At 37.1% G+C, this 16,778-nt stretch carries 15 protein-coding genes and 2 pseudogenes; 5 read left to right on the forward strand and 12 right to left on the reverse strand.

The genetic code is table 11. From position 1 onward, the window contains the following. Positions 1-178: 178 nt before the first annotated feature. Positions 179-610: a DUF2141 domain-containing protein gene (locus Rain11_RS12405; protein WP_101359691.1), complete on the forward strand. Its 432-nt coding sequence runs from the start codon at positions 179-181 to the stop codon at positions 608-610. 25 nt (positions 611-635) lie between these two features. Here the strand turns inward: Rain11_RS12405 and Rain11_RS12410 are convergent, their stop codons facing one another. The 4 genes from Rain11_RS12410 to Rain11_RS12425 form a co-directional block, all read right to left on the reverse strand. Then, positions 636-1,805 (reverse strand): thiolase family protein, encoded by a 1,170-nt coding sequence (locus Rain11_RS12410; RefSeq protein ID WP_101359692.1) that lies wholly within the window; start codon positions 1,803-1,805, stop codon positions 636-638. A gap of 55 nt (positions 1,806-1,860) precedes the next feature. Beyond that, positions 1,861-2,211, reverse strand: coding sequence for a four helix bundle protein (locus Rain11_RS12415; protein ID WP_101359693.1), 351 nt, complete (start codon positions 2,209-2,211; stop codon positions 1,861-1,863). 71 nt (positions 2,212-2,282) lie between these two features. Beyond that, positions 2,283-4,718, reverse strand: coding sequence for a 3-hydroxyacyl-CoA dehydrogenase/enoyl-CoA hydratase family protein (locus tag Rain11_RS12420; protein ID WP_101359694.1), 2,436 nt, complete (start codon positions 4,716-4,718; stop codon positions 2,283-2,285). Positions 4,719-4,948: 230 nt separating this feature from the next. Continuing rightward, positions 4,949-5,152 carry a hypothetical protein gene (locus Rain11_RS12425; protein WP_101359695.1) on the reverse strand — a complete coding sequence of 68 codons (204 nt, stop codon included), beginning with the start codon at positions 5,150-5,152 and terminating at the stop codon, positions 4,949-4,951. Between the two features lie 66 nt (positions 5,153-5,218). Here Rain11_RS12425 and Rain11_RS12430 point away from each other — a divergent pair, with 66 nt between their 5' ends. Beyond that, a complete protein-coding gene (locus Rain11_RS12430) occupies positions 5,219-6,016 on the forward strand; it encodes a lipase family protein (RefSeq protein ID WP_101359696.1) in 798 nt (265 codons plus the stop codon). A gap of 32 nt (positions 6,017-6,048) precedes the next feature. Here Rain11_RS12430 and Rain11_RS12435 read toward each other — a convergent pair whose 3' ends face one another. Continuing rightward, a complete protein-coding gene (locus Rain11_RS12435) occupies positions 6,049-6,705 on the reverse strand; it encodes a phosphatidylserine decarboxylase family protein (RefSeq protein ID WP_101359705.1) in 657 nt (218 codons plus the stop codon). A gap of 134 nt (positions 6,706-6,839) precedes the next feature. Between Rain11_RS12435 and Rain11_RS12440 the strand changes: the two genes are divergently transcribed. The 3 genes from Rain11_RS12440 (at position 6,840) to Rain11_RS12450 (ending at position 9,964) form a co-directional block, all read left to right on the forward strand. After that, positions 6,840-7,367 carry a fasciclin domain-containing protein gene (locus Rain11_RS12440; RefSeq protein ID WP_101359697.1) on the forward strand — a complete coding sequence of 176 codons (528 nt, stop codon included), beginning with the start codon at positions 6,840-6,842 and terminating at the stop codon, positions 7,365-7,367. Positions 7,368-7,475: 108 nt separating this feature from the next. After that, a complete protein-coding gene (locus Rain11_RS12445) occupies positions 7,476-8,900 on the forward strand; it encodes a Glu/Leu/Phe/Val family dehydrogenase (RefSeq protein ID WP_101359698.1) in 1,425 nt (474 codons plus the stop codon). Positions 8,901-9,079: 179 nt separating this feature from the next. Beyond that, positions 9,080-9,964, forward strand: a complete 885-nt coding sequence (locus Rain11_RS12450) for a DUF3822 family protein (RefSeq protein WP_101359699.1) — start codon at positions 9,080-9,082, stop codon at positions 9,962-9,964. Here Rain11_RS12450 and Rain11_RS12455 read toward each other — a convergent pair. The 7 genes and pseudogenes from Rain11_RS12455 to Rain11_RS12480 all read right to left on the reverse strand — a co-directional run. Next, positions 9,961-10,956, reverse strand: coding sequence for an acyl-CoA reductase (locus Rain11_RS12455; protein ID WP_101359700.1), 996 nt, complete (start codon positions 10,954-10,956; stop codon positions 9,961-9,963). The genes Rain11_RS12450 and Rain11_RS12455 overlap by 4 nt on opposite strands. Continuing rightward, complete coding sequence (locus tag Rain11_RS14175) at positions 10,957-11,079, reverse strand: hypothetical protein (RefSeq protein ID WP_262502185.1); 123 nt, start codon at positions 11,077-11,079, stop codon at positions 10,957-10,959. Positions 11,080-11,149: 70 nt separating this feature from the next. Next, a pseudogene (locus tag Rain11_RS12460) lies at positions 11,150-11,846 on the reverse strand (transposase); the annotation flags it as partial. A gap of 114 nt (positions 11,847-11,960) precedes the next feature. Beyond that, a complete protein-coding gene (bshA, locus tag Rain11_RS12465) occupies positions 11,961-13,115 on the reverse strand; it encodes an N-acetyl-alpha-D-glucosaminyl L-malate synthase BshA (RefSeq protein ID WP_101359701.1) in 1,155 nt (384 codons plus the stop codon). 268 nt (positions 13,116-13,383) lie between these two features. Further along, complete coding sequence (locus tag Rain11_RS12470) at positions 13,384-13,806, reverse strand: hypothetical protein (protein ID WP_101359702.1); 423 nt, start codon at positions 13,804-13,806, stop codon at positions 13,384-13,386. Between the two features lie 2 nt (positions 13,807-13,808). Then, positions 13,809-15,281 (reverse strand): ArnT family glycosyltransferase, encoded by a 1,473-nt coding sequence (locus tag Rain11_RS12475; protein WP_165778138.1) that lies wholly within the window; start codon positions 15,279-15,281, stop codon positions 13,809-13,811. Positions 15,282-15,810: 529 nt separating this feature from the next. After that, a pseudogene (locus Rain11_RS12480) lies at positions 15,811-16,778 on the reverse strand (IS5 family transposase); the annotation flags it as partial.

Below are 16,778 nucleotides of genomic sequence, written 5' to 3' on the forward strand. Positions count from 1 at the left end.
ATGCCAATCTGATAAATATTTTTGCAAAACAGCTAACATTTCATTACCTTTGCGTAAAGCTTTCCCTTGTGTGTGAGCCATATAAACTTTGTTTTTTCTCTCAACAATTATATGGCTCTTTTTTTACTTTTTCAAACTAAAAATTTTGTCGGAGGACTGAAAAAAATTCTTTTTCGCTATGATTTATTCTTGGATATTTCTTTTGGGACAAATGTGGCTTTGCTTTCACCAAGGTACAGGCAAATTGAAAATTGAAATCGTTGAAATTCGCAATCAAAAAGGAAAGATTTTGGTTAATCTCTTTGATAAAGCCAAAGGTTTTCCTACTAATTTTCAGCTTGCTTTATGCAACGCCGAATTAGATATTCCCGAAAGCAGAAGGGTATATGTAGAATTTGATAACTTACCTTATGGCGATTATGCTGTTTCGGTGCTTCACGATGAGAACGATAATAAAAAAATGGATTATACGCTTGTAGGCTTGCCCAAAGAAGGCTATTGCTTTTCTAATAATTACCGCCCTAAAATCAAAAATCCAAGTTTCAGACAAGCAGGCTTTTTTTTAGAACGCCCCCTCAAAACTCTACAACTCAAAATGATTTATCCATAAAAAAGGGGCTAATTGCCCCTTTTTGCTATAAAGCCTCAAAAATCCCTGCTACACCTTGTCCGCCACCTACGCAAGCACTCACCATTCCATATTTTACTTTTCGGCGTTTCATTTCGTTGAAAAGTTGTACGGAAAGTTTGGCTCCCGAACAGCCCAGTGGGTGTCCCAAAGCGATAGCTCCACCATTCACATTGGTAATGTTGCGGTCTAAGCCAAGTTCATTGATTACGGCAAGGCTTTGAGCGGCAAAGGCTTCATTAAGTTCAATTAAACCAATATCAGCGAGTTTTAATCCTGCTTTTTCCAAAGCCTTCGGAATTGCCGCCACAGGACCAATGCCCATAATACGAGGTTCTACACCCATTACTGCATAAGACATCATACGAGCAATAGGTTTCAAGCCTAATTCATTAACCAACTTTTCAGACATTATCATTACAAAAGCGGCACCATCGGAGGTTTGCGAAGAGTTACCTGCGGTTACGCTACCACCTGCGGCAAAAGCGGGTTTGAGCTTTGCCAAAGCCTCCATAGTAGTATCGGCACGAGGTCCTTCATCAATTTCTACTACCCAAGATTTTTTCTTTTTCTTGCCGTTTTCAACATAAACCTCTTCCACACTTACAGGTACAATTTCATCTTTGAACTTTCCCGTCTTAATAGCCTCAATAGCCCTTTGGTGAGAAGTGTAAGCAAATTCATCTTGAGCATCACGGCTTATTTTATAGTCTTTGGCAACTTGCTCGGCAGTAAGCCCCATACTCAGGTAGTAATCGGGGTGTTGGGTAGCTACTTGAAAATTCAAAGCGGGTTTATAGCCCATCATAGGTACAAGCGACATAGATTCAGTACCCCCTGCAATAATACAATCTGCCATACCCGAGTGTATGCGTTGCGAAGCCAAGGCAATAGCTTCCAGCCCTGAACCACAATAGCGATTTATCACAAATCCGGGAACATTCACAGGTAAGGATTGCAAAGCAATCATTCTACCGATTTGCATTCCTTGTTCGGCTTCGGGAATGGCACAACCTACAATCAAATCCTCTACGCGTGAGGCGTCAAAATTAGGAATCGATTTTACCAAATGCTTAATCACCTCTGCGGCGAGGTCATCGGGGCGAGTAAAACGAAAGCCCCCTCTTTTTGCTTTTCCTACGGCTGTACGATAGCCTGCTACGATGTATGCGTTCATTTTTTTAGTATTTAGTAATGAGTAAGCAGTATTAAGTAAAACCTACTCATTAGAATTAAACCAATGTATTTTTTAGACTAAAAAGCATTTTTTGTATTTCTTCAATACAACTTTCTATTTCTTTTAATTGATTTTGAGCAATATAGTTCAAGTTGTAAGAGATAATAAGTTGGGTATTGAGTTCACAACAAGAAGCATAAGCAATGGATAAAAAATTGGAAAAATCTTTTTTAGTATCTCTTCCTGCTCCCTCAGCAATATTTGAGGATATGGAAACTACACATCTACGCATTTGACTAATTAAGCCAAATTTTTCCTCACTTGGAAAAGTAGTTGTTAATCTGTATATGTCAGTTGCTAATTCAACAGATTTTTGCCAAACCTTTAAGTCCTTGAACTTATGCATATTGTTAAAGATTAGATGTAAAATGAAAATGTACATCATAATACTCCGTACTCTATACCCTATACTACATACTAATTTCTCAGCGGTTTTCCTGTGGTCAAGATGCTTTGAATACGTTCAAGGGTTTTCTTTTCGCCACAAAGCGAAAGGAAAGCTTCTCTTTCTAAATCCAAAAGATACTGCTCCGAAACAAGTTGAGGGCTTGTTAGGTCGCCGCCTGTCATTACGTAAGCAAGTTTTTCGGCAATTTTGGCATCGTGTTCGGAGATGTAATTGCCATACAACATTCCTACAATACCTGCTTTTAGTGTAGCTAATGCACTTCTACCCAAAACTTTAATATCTTCGCGTTGTTTGGGTTGCGTATAGCCCATTTCAGCAAGCTCAATAGCTTTGGCTTTGGCTTCGGCAAGGTGGAAAGCTCGGTTTAAGCCGATAGTATCACTTTTGCGTAAGTAGCCCATTTCCATAGCTTCATGAGCTGAGGTAGCAACTTTGGCAGTGGCGATATTCATAAAGGCGGTTTGCAAATTATTGAATTCTACATCACCTTCTTGGAAAGAATCTGAAACTCGCAAAGTCATTTCTTTTGAGCCTCCTCCCGCAGGAATAAGTCCTACGCCAAATTCTACCAGTCCCATATATGTTTCGGCGTGGGCGTGTATATGGTCGGCGTGTAAATTTAGCTCGCAACCGCCCCCCAAGGCAAGCCCCGCAGGTGCCGTAACCACAGGAATAGCTGAATAGCGGGCTCGCATCATTGTTTTTTGGAACTGGGCAATCATCAGATTGATTTCGTCCCACTCTTGCTCAATAGCAAACATCATCAGCATTGCCAAATTTGCTCCTGCCGAAAAGTTTTCAGCATTTGAGCCAATTACTAAGCCTCTAAAATCTTTTTCAGCTATTTCTATGGCTCGGTTGATACCCTCTATTACTTCTGCACCAATAGAGTTCATTTTAGTATGAAACTCCAAGCCCAAAATACCATCGCCCAAATCAAAAAGTGTAGAACCTGCATTGCCCCATACTTTGTTGGTTTTGCGAATATTATCTAAAATGATAATCTCGCCACTTTTTTGGATAGGCTTGTAAGATTTTGAAGGTATATCGTAATACAATTGCTTGCCATTTTCAAGTTTATAGAAAGAAGTATTTCCTGCGGCGAGCATTTCTTGTACCCAAGGAGCTACTTTTTTACCTGCCTCCTGAATAATCTGACAACCATACTCAATGCCAATGGTGTCCCAAGTTTCAAAAGGACCCACTTCCCAACCAAAACCTGCACATACGGCATCATCAATCTGATAAAGGTGGTCTGCAATTTCAGGGATACGATTAGCCACATAGGCAAATAGCGAAGCAAATGTTTTTCGGTAAAATTCCCCTGCTTGGTCATCGGATTTGATAAGCACGGGCAAACGCTCTTTTACCTTATCAATCATTTTGGTTGCTTCCAAAGCCTTGAATTTTACTTTTTCTTGGGGCTTGTATTCAAAAGTTTTGAGGTCAAGAGCAAAAATTTCTTTGGTTTCTTTGTCTTTTTTGTAATAACCTTGCCCTGATTTATCACCGAGCCAATTTTTTTCTTTCAAAAACTCCAAAGATTTGGGCAGGCGAAAAGCCTCTTTGCTCTCATCGTGAGGAACATTTTGGCTCAAACCATTTGCCACAAGAATCATTGTGTCCAAACCTACTACATCAAGCGTGCGGAATGTAGCTGATTTGGGTCTGCCAAGCACAGGACCAGTGAGTTTATCTACGGCTTCCACACTCAATCCCATTGCTTCAATGGTATGCAGAGCGTCCATAATGGCATAAACGCCTACACGATTAGCAATGAAGGCAGGTGTATCTTTGCAAAGTACGGTAGTTTTACCCAAAATTTGAGCTCCATAATCCATCAAAAATTCTACTACTTCGGGTTTGGTATGCTCGGTAGGGATAATTTCTAAAAGTTTCAGATAGCGAGGCGGGTTGAAAAAGTGTGTGCCGCAGAAATGAGCTTTGAAATCATCGCTTCTGCCTTCTGCCATCATTCGGATAGGAATGCCCGAAGTATTGGAGGTGATAAGCGTTCCTTTTTTACGATACTTTTCTACTTGCTCAAAAACTTTCTGTTTGATATCCAAACGTTCCACAACTACTTCAATAATCCAATCGGCAGAGGCAATTTCGGGCATATTGTCTTCAAAATTGCCAAGTTTGATGCGGCTGGCAAATTTTTCATTGTAAAGTGCCGCAGGTTTTGCTTTGAGCGTATTTTCAAAAGCCGCTTTTACGATACGATTTCGTACTTCGGGACTTTCCAGCGTAAGCCCTTTGGCTTGCTCTTCGGGGCTGAGTTCTTTGGGGGCAATGTCCATTAAAAGCACTTCCGCCCCAATATTAGCGAAATGGCAAGCAATACGGCTCCCCATTACACCTGCTCCCAAAACTGCCACCTTTCGGATACGGCGAGTTTCGTAGGCTTTTTGCACGCGAGGTTTTTCTACGGTTGTTTCCATTGTTTTTTGTGGATTTTTCAGAATAAAACGAAAAATTTGAGGTAAAATTACAAAAAATATTCTGCTTGCATACTAATTTAAGAAAATTTTTATAGATTAGCGAAATACAAGTAACAAAAGATAAAGTGATACTGCGTTTTTTTGTAAAGCACAATTTCGTCATTATGGCTATAGCAATCTCGATAGTACGTTTGCTGTCCAAAAAAGTATAATACCCGTCCATAGTTTCATCAGGGAATTTTTAGAACTTCAATACCCCCCTGTAATAGTTCTCCATATTGAGCAACAATTAAATATAGGATTAAATTCTTTCCAAAAATGTCTATGAGTACAAAATTTCTACTAATTTTGTAGAGTGCAATGCTACTTGTTTCTTCAAGTAGAACTACAAATATAGCTTTTTTGATAATTCCTCTAATTTCTTTTACAAACATCTAACTTTCAAATAGTTTAGCTTATAGCTGAGGCTATTTATTTTCTGAATATCAATATTTAATACTATGCTACCTCTTTTACACAATGCCGACGATTTTGAGTTGCAAAATGCTTTACATTTGGCTCAACTTTCAGCGTGGGCGTACCGAGAAGACGAAAACACCTTGTATGATGATTTACAAAAGTTAGGATACGAACATTTCAATTTTTTACACGAAGGTAACAATAGGGGTTATGATACCAACGTTTTTGTAACCGCAAATACAAACGCTTTTCTAATTGTTTTTCGTGGTACCGAGGAAAATAGTATAGAAGATTGGCTAAATAACGTAGATAATCGCTCATTTACCTATGGCATAGGCAATGTGCGGCAAGGCTTTTGGGAGGCAAGCCAAGCAGTTTGGGAGCAACTATTGGAGCAAATTCGCTTTCATTACAAGCCTACCCAAAAGCTTTGGCTTGCAGGACATAGCCAAGGTGGAGCTTTGGCACAACTGACAGCCCGTAGGCTTTTTGATGAAAAATTTTCTATACAAGGAGTTTATACCTATGGACAGCCCAAAATAGGAGATTTGCTTTTTGCTTCCAGTTACGACAACGTGTTACGCAGCCAAACTTTTCGGATTTATACAGAAGAAGACAGCGTAGTGAAGAACCCTCCTAATTTGTATCATTCAGGTATAGGTGTAAAGCTAAAGGCAGATGGACTTTTGGAAATTGAGTATTTCGGCAATATTTTTGAAACTGCTGAAAATACCTTTACAACCATTATGGATATGCTTTGGGATTATTCAACAGATAGCTTACAGGCTCATTCTATACAAACCTATCTGGAAAGATTGAGCAAAAATGTAAGGATTTAGGTATAAACATCAGCTAAAAGAATTATTCTGACCTACCAAGTGGCAAGAATAGTCTTTCCTCCTACGCTCTTTTCACCAATTTTTACTGCCACTTTTGCTTCCAAAGGAATAAAAATATCAACCCTTGAGCCAAATTTAATAAAGCCAAACTCATCACCTTGCTGTACCTTTTCTCCTTCTTTTACATACCAAACAATGCGTTTTGCTAAAGCTCCCGCAATTTGCCTAAATAGCACTTCTTTTCCTTCGGGAGTACGTACAGCGATGGTTGTTCTTTCGTTTTCGGTGCTGGATTTGGGGTGCCAAGCTACTAAATACTTTCCTTTGTGATATTTGAAATAACTTACTTCTCCTGAAATGGGATTGCGGTTGATATGCACATTGAAAGGCGACATAAAAATAGAAATCTGCCGACAATTTCTTTGTAAAAATTCGCCTTCAAATACTTCTTCAATGGCTACCACTTTGCCATCGGCAGGGGCAAGAATATGAGTAGGGTTTTGCTCAATATGCCTTGTAGGATTTCTGAAAAACTGCAAAACAATTACAAAAACTATCAAGCAAATGCTCAAAACAATATTCTGCACAATTCTATTTTCGGGGAAAAGCCAAACTACCCCCAAATATAAAATGGTGGAAACAAAAAGAGTTACAAATATCGTCGCAAAACCTTCCTTATGAATAGACATAATGTTTTTTCGCAAATAAAATTTTTTTGGGGCAAAATGCCAAATTTGCGTCAAAAAATCCTGTAAGAGTATTTCGGTGAAATGAAATTTTTTGCACTTTTGTACGTTATTTCGCAAACTAAATCTACAAATATATGTTCAAAAATCTTTTTCTGATTGCTTCTCTTACATTATTTGGGGCTTGTAGTGGCGAGCAAAGCTCACAAACGTCATCAGAAAACCTGCAAGATAGCACCAAAGCTATTCAGGAACAAAAGCCCATAGCCGATATGCAAGAAGCCCCTACTATCACCGATATTTTGAATACAGGTGAAAATTTTTCTATGTTTGCTTCTTATCTCAACACAGAATTTTCAAAAATGCTTACCGAGGGTGAATATACCGTGCTTGCCCCCAACAACAAAGCCATTGAAAGTTTGGGTGAAGCTAAAATGAGTAAATTTGTTTCGCAAGGAGGAGCATTTATCAAAAGACATATCATTAAAGGCAAATTTAATGTAAAAACCCTTCAAAATACACCCGAGATAACAACTTTGGACGGAAAAAAGCTCAAAGTAAGTGTAGAAGGCGATAAAATCACCATTGGTGAAGCCCAAGCAGTAGCGGCAGATATTCCCGCCAAAAATGGTATCATTCACGCTATCAATAAAGTAATTGAATAGTAACCAATAGAAATAAAATTTTTTTAAGAATTTTTATGATTTTTTTGAGAAAAAATAGAAATTCGCAGGTGAAAAACGCAATATTCTAACCTCAAAATCAACAAAATTATGGGCAATTATTTAGAAGAAGGTAAGAAATTTTTAGACACCGTAATGTATTATTACGACAAAGCTGCCAAGCACACAGGGCTACCCCAAGGGCTTTTGGAAAGAATAAGAAATTGCAACAGCGTCTATAAAGTTTATTTCCCTGTTGAAATTGACGGCGAAATTCATAATATTGAGGGCATACGTGTTCAGCACAGTTTGCACAAATTGCCTACCAAAGGTGGTATTCGTTATAGCCCCGAAGTATCGGAAGATGAAGTAAAAGCCCTTGCTACGCTAATGACTTTCAAGTGTGCGGTGGTAAATGTGCCTTTTGGAGGTGCAAAGGGGGGGGTAAAAATAGATCCTCGCAAAGTTTCTGAAAAAGTTTTAGAAAAAGTTACTCGCCGTTTTGCCGCTGAACTTATCAAAAAGAATTTGATTGGTCCTTCTTTAGATGTTCCTGCTCCTGACTATGGCACAAGTGGCAGAGAAATGGGTTGGATTGCTGATACCTATATGACTTTCAAGTTCGGTGATACCGATGCACAAGGTTGTGTAACAGGAAAGCCCGTAGGTATCGGAGGTATACGTGGGCGTACCGAAGCCACAGGTTTAGGTGTATTTTACGGAATCAGAGAATTTCTGAATTATGAGGACGATGTCAAGAAACTTGGTTTAACCACAGGCATAAAAGACAAGACCGTAATCATTCAAGGATTCGGAAATGTGGGGTATCATTCAGCCAAATTTTTACACGAAGCAGGAGCGAAAATCATTGGTATCGCTGAATATGAAGGAGGAATCTATAATGCAAACGGATTAGATGTAGAGGCGGTTTTCAAGCATCGCAAAGAGACTAAATCTATTTTGAATTTTCCCGGTGCTCAAAACATAGAAAATTCCCTTTCAATGCTTGAAATGGAATGTGATATTCTCATTCCTGCCGCTTTGGAAAATCAGATTACCAAAGATAATGCCGATAGAATTAAGGCTAAAATTATTGCCGAAGCTGCCAATGGTCCTGTTACGATGCTTGCTGAGCAAATTTTGCTTCAAAAAGGTATCGTTATTATTCCTGATTTGTATTTGAATGCAGGTGGAGTAACGGTTTCTTACTTTGAATGGCTCAAAAACCTTTCAAATGTACGTTTTGGACGTATGGGCAAGCGTGCCGAGGAGAAAAGTTATGGAAAAATTGTAGATACCGTTGAAGCTCTCACAGGCAAACATCTTTCTTATGAAGAAAGAAGCAAAATTGTGCAAGGCTCAGATGAAGAGGATATCGTTCGTTCAGGTTTGGAAGACACAATGATAGGCTCTTATCAGGAAATTCGTGAAGCCTTGAAGCAAAAGCCCGAACTTGGCGACTTGCGTACTGCCGCTTTCTATATTGCTATCAAAAAAATAGCATTGAGCTATCAGCTAATGGGTATTTTCCCATAAAATTGTAAAATCTTTTTCAATATCTACCATTCATAAATGAGGGCTTTGCAGTGCGAAGCCCTTGTTTTTAGAAGCATTTTTACAAAATTTTATTCCGAATTTTTGAAGTTTGAAAAATATTTTATTTTTTTGCTTGTTACAAGTCAGATTTTCTCGGACAATTCTCAAAATTTTATTCAATGCAGGAAATTAGCAAAAAGGTTAGGGTTACTCATCGTATTAACGACCCTTCGTTAGACATCAACCAATTAAGTCAATATGGATTATTTCTTTCTGTGGAGGATAAAAATCTACGAGTAGTGGTTGTTGATGAAGCACAAAAAAAATGTATGCTTTTAGAAGACTATCGCTTTTCTGGCTTGAATACTCGCTCCGATACCATAGAACAACTTAATGGTATTTTGGAAAGCCATTTGATACTGCGGGCAGGATATTGGAAAGATATTATTTTAGTGGCTCGTAGTGGCTGTTTTGCTCTTATTCCTGATGAATTTTTCGATGAAACGCTAATACACACTTACCTTGAACTTTACCCCAATAACTTGGATAATGCGGAGGTAAGAAGTTTTTTTCATAGCAAACGCAAGTACCATAGTATTTTTCGCATAGAAACTGAATTTATTGATTGGGCAAAGAAAGCCTATCCGAACAAGGAAATTCAAGTTTTACATCAATCCGATGCCTTTTTGGAAGGAGCTTTGCAAGAAAATCACGAGGGAGCTAACATATTCATTTACATTGAAAGCAAGTATATGAATATGACCATTTTACAAGGAGAAAATTTACTCTTGCATAATCGCTATTACTATCAAAGTCCGCAAGATTTTGTATATTTTATACTTTTTGCCATAGATGAATTACAACTTGATGCCGAAACTTGTCAGGTGAAGCTATATGGAGAAATTAGCAAGGACTCAGGCATTTACAATTTGCTTCAAAAATATGTGCGTAATGTAGAATTTGGCAAAAAACCTTCAAATTTATCATTTAGCTATGTTTTTGACGAGGTAATAGACCACCGCTATTTTGACCTATACAATGTCTATCATTGCCTTAATGCTTAAAGATTAAGCAAGAAGTCCAAAGTATTTACACCATCAGCATAATCCCAAAGTTCAGGATATTGGGCTTTGCCAAAAGGAATGCTCCCTTTCCACCAAGCATTTTGCGAAACGACACATTGAATTTTATGCTTCTGCAAATTTAGTTTTTGTTTCAACTCTTCTTCATTAGCATAAAAATCATAATACAGACACGCCACAGGTGAAGCCATCTCTTCATTCTGCGAAAGCAATAGAAAACCATTATCCAAGTGTTTCACGGGGCGAAGCAGGTACACTGCTTTATTGTATTCATAATTATTGAAATATTTATGATGATTTCTGACACCCGCAAATTTTTCAATAGCTTGAAAAAATAGCTCAAAATTATATCCTACGGGAACAAATATTTTAGAAACATTTCTGCAACCTAACCCAAAATATGTAAAAATATCTTCTCCCAAATTTTCAAGCTCATCTCTTGTTTCTTTGCCATTCAAAATGGCTATACTTACTCGGTTTTTACGAATAAGATGGGGTTTATTACGAAAATAATACTCAAAATGTAAGGCTGTGTTATCGCTTCCTGTGGCAATAATGGCATCAGCTTCATTCACTTTTTCTACGAAAACAAGTCTTTTATCTAAATCTGGTTGTATTTCTAAAAGTTTTTGGGTAATATAAGGCAATAAAACTTTATCATCACTACTCATACGAGCCATCAACGTATGTCCCGAAATCAGTACGCTTAAAAAATCGTGAAAACCTACCAAAGGAATATTACCCGCCATTACTACGGCTACTTTTTTAGGGGCTTGAGTAGGTAATCTATTCTGATAAGGGGCTAACCACTTTTGTAAGTTTTCCTTCTGTAAGTAAATTTCAATACCTTTGAGGGCTTTTTCAATGTTTTCAACTGAAAACCAAGCATTGTGTAAATATGCTTTTAACTTGACTTCAGCAGGTATCTGAGAAATATGATTACCTAATTCTGAAAAACTTTCTATGATTTGCATTTATTTTCTGATAGTTGTATCTGCTTTCTTACCTTTTACGTGTTCGTTGATATAATAGGGCAAAACGTGCTTATATACTACAAAAGCAAAAGGCAAATGTTCGTTTCGGGCAATATCTTCCAAATATTTAGTCGTCCCTTAAAAAGTGCATTTGCATTTATTTTTTACCTCAAGTAATGTTTGAAGCGAGTAAAAAATCCTTACCCACAGGCAGTTTCCGCTCCAACTCCCTAAGCAGCCTACCTGCTATCGTTTTTAGCTTTTTATCTGCCTTCCTCGCCCGCTTTTTATTATTAGGGTGATTGCGAAAACGCTGTCCTCGTTTCAGTTGCTTTAAGGTTCGCTCATAGCTTTGTCTGAATACCAACTGCTCTTGTTTGGCTATCGCTTGACAACGTTTGATGATTTTTTGGTGCAATTTAGCGTCCGTTGGAAAACTGATATTCTTTTCCTGTTGTCGTATCTACGCTTACTTGCTCATCTTGGCTATCTTGACCATTCACACGAATGCTTTCTTGTAAAATCAATTCTATCCCTTTTTCCCCTATTCTTTTCCTGAAATGCACTAATTCAGAAGCCTCACAAGGATAGCCCGCTACAAAAGAGGTTTCTCCACAAAAATATTGGTAGTAAATGTTTTCACTCCACTGTTCCACTACACTCTCATCGGAAATATTGCGAATATGTTTTAACATCAACAATCCTACCATCAAGCGAATGGGCTTGGCTGGTCTGCCAGTGCTGGCACTATACAAGGGCTCAAAAGCCTGCTCAAATATCGACCAATTGATTTGATTGGCTAAAATATAAAGCGGATGTTTTTGGTTGGGCGTATCCGCAAAACTAAAAAATAAACTTAACTGATTGACAGGGGTTTTCTTGGGTAGCATAACAATAATTTGCAAGGTTTTTGACACAAATTTACAAAATCTTGCATTTTCTCAAATGAAAATACTAAAATAATTTCTTGATATTGAAATACTTATACCATTTTTAAGAGAATACTATATAGATTTCTGTAAACTACTTTCAGTATGTATTCTTTCTAAAACCTTTTCATAGTAACCTTCATAGAGTGGTACAATTTTAGAAATTTCAAATTCTTTGGCACGAGCAAGGGCATTAGCACGAAAAATAGGTAGATTTTCGTCTTTCAAAATAAAAAGCGTTTTTTCTACCATATCTTTTACATCACCCACATTGCTCAGAAAACCTGTAACCCCTTGAATATTTAGCTCGGGCAAACCTCCTGCATTAGAAGAGATTACTGGGACCTCACAAGCCATTGCTTCTAATGCCGCCAGCCCAAAACTTTCCGTTTCGGAAGGCATCAGAAAAATATCGGCTACTGAAAGAACTTCCTCTACTGCATCTAATTTACCCAAGAAATGCACACAACGACTAATTTCCAATTCGCGACACAATTGTTCTATTTTAGGTCTTTCGGGACCATCGCCTACCAAGAGCAATTTAGCAGGAATTTGCTTTTTTACTTCTGCAAAAACAGCAATTACATCTTCAATTCGCTTAACTTTACGAAAATTAGAGGTATGAATAAGCAATTTTTCATCATTGGGGCAAATAGCTTTCTTGAAATGCTCTTTTTTCTGCCTTTTGAACTTGCTTAAATCTATAAAATTGGGGATTACTTCAATTTCTTGGGTAACTTCAAAATGAGCAAAAGTGTCTTTTTTTAGACTTTCTGAAACGGTAGTTACGCCGTCAGAAAGATTGATGCTATGTGTAACGACAGGCTCAAAAGAAGGGTCTTTGCCTACCAGTGTTATATCAGTGCCGTGTAAGGTGGTAATTACGGGCAAGATAATGCCTTTGGTGGCTAATATTTGTCTTGCCAAAATACCTGCTGAAGCGTGAGGAATTGCATAATGTACGTGCAAAAGGTCTAACTCAATATTGGTAGCTACATCAACAATTTTACTTGTCAGAGCTAATTCGTAGGGAGCGTGCTGAAAAAGCGGATAACTCGGAATATACACTTCGTGGTAGTAAATATTTTCATTGAAAAAGTCTAGCCTTACGGGTTGTGAATAAGTAATAAAATGTATCTGGTGACCCTTTTGAGCCAAAGCCTTGCCCAATTCCGTAGCCACCACACCACTACCGCCGAAAGTTGGGTAGCAAACAATACCGATTCTCATATCAAAAAATGTAAAACTCTTTATTTGCTAAACGCAAGAAAAATTTTTTTGTTTCAAAAATGTACTTTTTTTGAATAGGCTAGTAAAATTCTTTTTAATCCTCCGAAAAAATTTTGGTTTGAAAATATAAAAAAGAGTCTTTGTAATTATTTTATATGGCTTACAATCAAGGGAAAACTTTTACGTAAAGACAATAAATGTTATCATTTTCAAAATGAACAACTTATAAAAAATATTTAATTTTTGTTAGGGAACTGAAATTTTGCGTCTAATTATTTTTTGAGATTGTATCCGTTTTTTTCTTTTTAATATGTTCGTTGATGTAATAGGGCAAAACGTGCTTATACACTACAAAAGCAAAAGGCAAATGTTCGTTTCGGGCAATGTCTTCCAAATATTTACGCGTTGCTTTATCGGTTTGGGCATAGTTCAGACCGCCATCCAATTCAGGAATAGAACTGCGAATAGTACCATCTTCAAAGATAGTCAGGCTATCTCCCTGATAGTCAGGCAGGGATTTTATCATTTCTAAAATTTCTTGTTTGGTGTATTTCTTCTTGATTTTTTTGCCATCTACCACACGAAATTCTTCTTTCAAGATGCGATTTTCGTAGGCATCAATGGTGAAAAATAAAGCAACAATAAGCCCAATAATGATACTTACTAAAAATAGCCTTTCTTTCCAAGCCATAACTAAAGAATTTTAGCAATACCGTTGTGATTATCAATTTTTACAATAATACAAGGCTGAAAGTTTTTATCCTCCAATACTTTGGCAATATTTTCTACCTGAATATGTCTAATTTCAGGATAAAAACCTCTGTTATGCAACATTTGCCAAAGTGGATATTCCCAATCATCTAATTTGAGAATAAGTCCGATTTTTTTACAGCGAGTTTGAATAATTTGCTCTACAAGTTTTTTGTAGTCTTGGTACAAATTAGGACGAGCCAAGAAGTATAGTTCTTCTCTAGGCGTATTCCAAACATTTTTTTTCTCTTTGAAAGCCAAATTAGCAGAATTATATAGATAAAATACACTCTTTAATGATAAAAGAAAATAAACCATAAGAAAAACCCATTTTTTGAGTTTATTTTCTTTTTGCCAAAATACATCAATTGTGTAAGCCAGCCAAATAGAAACCCAAGTCCAAAAAGGAATTTGAAAGCGGACCCCAAAAGGTTGCCATTTAAGCATAAAAATCAAAAGTAAAAAGCCACTCAGCCCCCAAAAAAGTGTATCTCTAAACTCTTTGCTCAATTTTTCTCTAAAAATATACCAAATTGGTAGTAAAATTAAAAAAATCCAAGCATGCAAAGGTGAAGGGGCATAGTCTTGAGAATAAAGTTTTTGTCCATAAGGCATTTCAAACTTTGTAAAAGAAGTACGCTTATCATCTATATCTATTTGAGCTACTTTGTGTAACCCCCGAACAATGTTATCGAAGAATATAGTCGTTTCAAGATAAGGTAAAACTAAATTATTGGAGAAGCCTCTAATTAAATTGCTGTAAAAACTCTTTAAGTGATAAGTCTGATTTTTTACAGCATTTACTTCCTTAGAGTTTGCAAGCAAGAGATTATGAAAAGTAGAAAGGTTTCTAAAAAATAATCCCGTATTTAATAATATTATTGTAATTGCAGTAATGAACCCTGCTTTAAGCAGTACATAAGTTCTGTTTTTAAGCCAAAGAATAATAAAAGAAAGGATTAAAGGTGTTAGATACAAATAAGAAGTACCTTTAGTGAGAATTGCCATTCCAATACTTCCCCCTAATAGAACTGAATATTGATATTTTCTCTTTAGTATTTTAAGAAAAAACCAAAAAGAGCAAATAGAAAAAAAAGCTCCTACCAAATCATTCTGAGTAGAATATGCTTGTAATAAAGCAATAGGAATAGCAAGGACTAAAAAGGCTGTAAGTATTTGCCCCTTACGCGAAATACCAAGCTCGGAAGCTATGAGAGAAGAGGCTGCAATTAAACCTACAAAGGAAAGCCATTGAGGGAGATTTACAAAATAGTCATTTTGCGTGAGCAAGATAGTGTGTAAGATGAAATATTCAGCAAAACCTTGAAAAACGATTTGTCTTTCTATATGTGAAGCATAATATTGCAAATTTTGGTTTTGTTTCCAATGCATCACCCTGCTCAGATGATAGGTCATAGAATCCCAATTGGTAGAAGGGTGCAGTATGGCAATTATTAAAAGACCTGCCAGAAAACAAGCTAAAGCTATGATAGCAATTTTTTCATAACTCTCATTTGCTAGCCAAAATCTAACCTTATTAAAACTGTAAAAGTAAAATACAAGTAATGTTATGAGGATTATAATCCATAAAAAGCTAATAAAAAAAGAGTTGAGTAAGCTGAATAGACTGAGTATTTCTGTACTTATTGCAATTAGTACAGAAATAATTAATATTGTGAGTAAAAAACTTTCTCTTGTTTTATTTTTACTCAAACTTTGAGAATTGGAATATAAAATAGTAAAAAGAGCAACAAAGGACAAAAAAGGAAAAACAATAAAAAAGTTCATATAACTGCTAATTGATTACTGAATTCTCAACATAAGCTATGAGCTAACTAGTCGTCCCTTAAAAAGTATATTTGAATTTATTTTTTACCGAAAGAAAACTTTGAAGCGAGTAAAAAAGCCTTTGCAAAAATAGGCAAAAAGAAACCTTGTAGCGGTTCATCAACCTCTTGAAGTTAAAAGCAGCGGCAGCAAGCATAATGTTGATGTTATCGCCCAAGATACCCTTGTAGAAGTTTCGCTTCAATCGGAGGTCAGTTTTCAAATGTCCAATCACCGCCTCAATACCTGCTCGCTTTCGGTGTAATCGGCTTAATTTGCGTTTTTGGTAGTAGCTTTGTGTCTTATGGGGTGGGGTGGGTAACAAAATTTCTGTCCCCTCAATATTTTTTTCGCCCCTGTAACCTCTATCCACTTTGGCTTGCTTGGGTAACTTACCCACCAAACGCTTGACCTGTTCAAGAGCAGGTCGCAAAGTGTGTCCATCATATTCATTGCGAAAGCCCATAGCACCCACGATTACTCCACTATCAGTAAGCACAATAGAGACCTTATTCCCAAATTCATAAGGCTGATGCTCTTTCCCTTTGGAAATACAACAAACATCCACTTCGTGCAATGAATAAATCTTACCTTTACTATGCCTTTCCTGTGCCAAGACTTGCTTGTATAATTGCAAATCCTTCTGATACACCGAACCCACAGGCAGTTTCCGTTCCAACTCCCTGACCAGCCTACCTGCTATCGTTTTTATCTTTTTATCCGCTTTCCTTGCTCGCTTTTTATTCTTGGGGTGATTGCGAAAACGCTGTACCCGTTTCAGTTGCTTCAAGGTTCGCTCATAGCTTTGTCTCAATGGTATCTGCTCTTGCTTAGCTATCACTTGACAGCGTTTGATGATTTTTTGGTGCAATTTAGCGTCAGTGGGAAAGGTGATATTTTTTTCCTGTACCGTCGTATCTACGCTTACTTGCTCATCTTGGCTGTCTTGACCATTTACACGAATGCTCTCTTGCAGAATCAATTCTATCCCTTTTTCTCCTATCCTTTTCCTAAAATGCACTAATTCAGAAGCCTCACAAGGATAACCTGGCACAAATGTTGTCGCCCCACAAAAATATTGGTAGT

This window comes from Raineya orbicola, assembly GCF_002843425.1.
Taxonomy (GTDB): Bacteria; Bacteroidota; Bacteroidia; order Cytophagales; family Thermonemataceae; genus Raineya; species Raineya orbicola.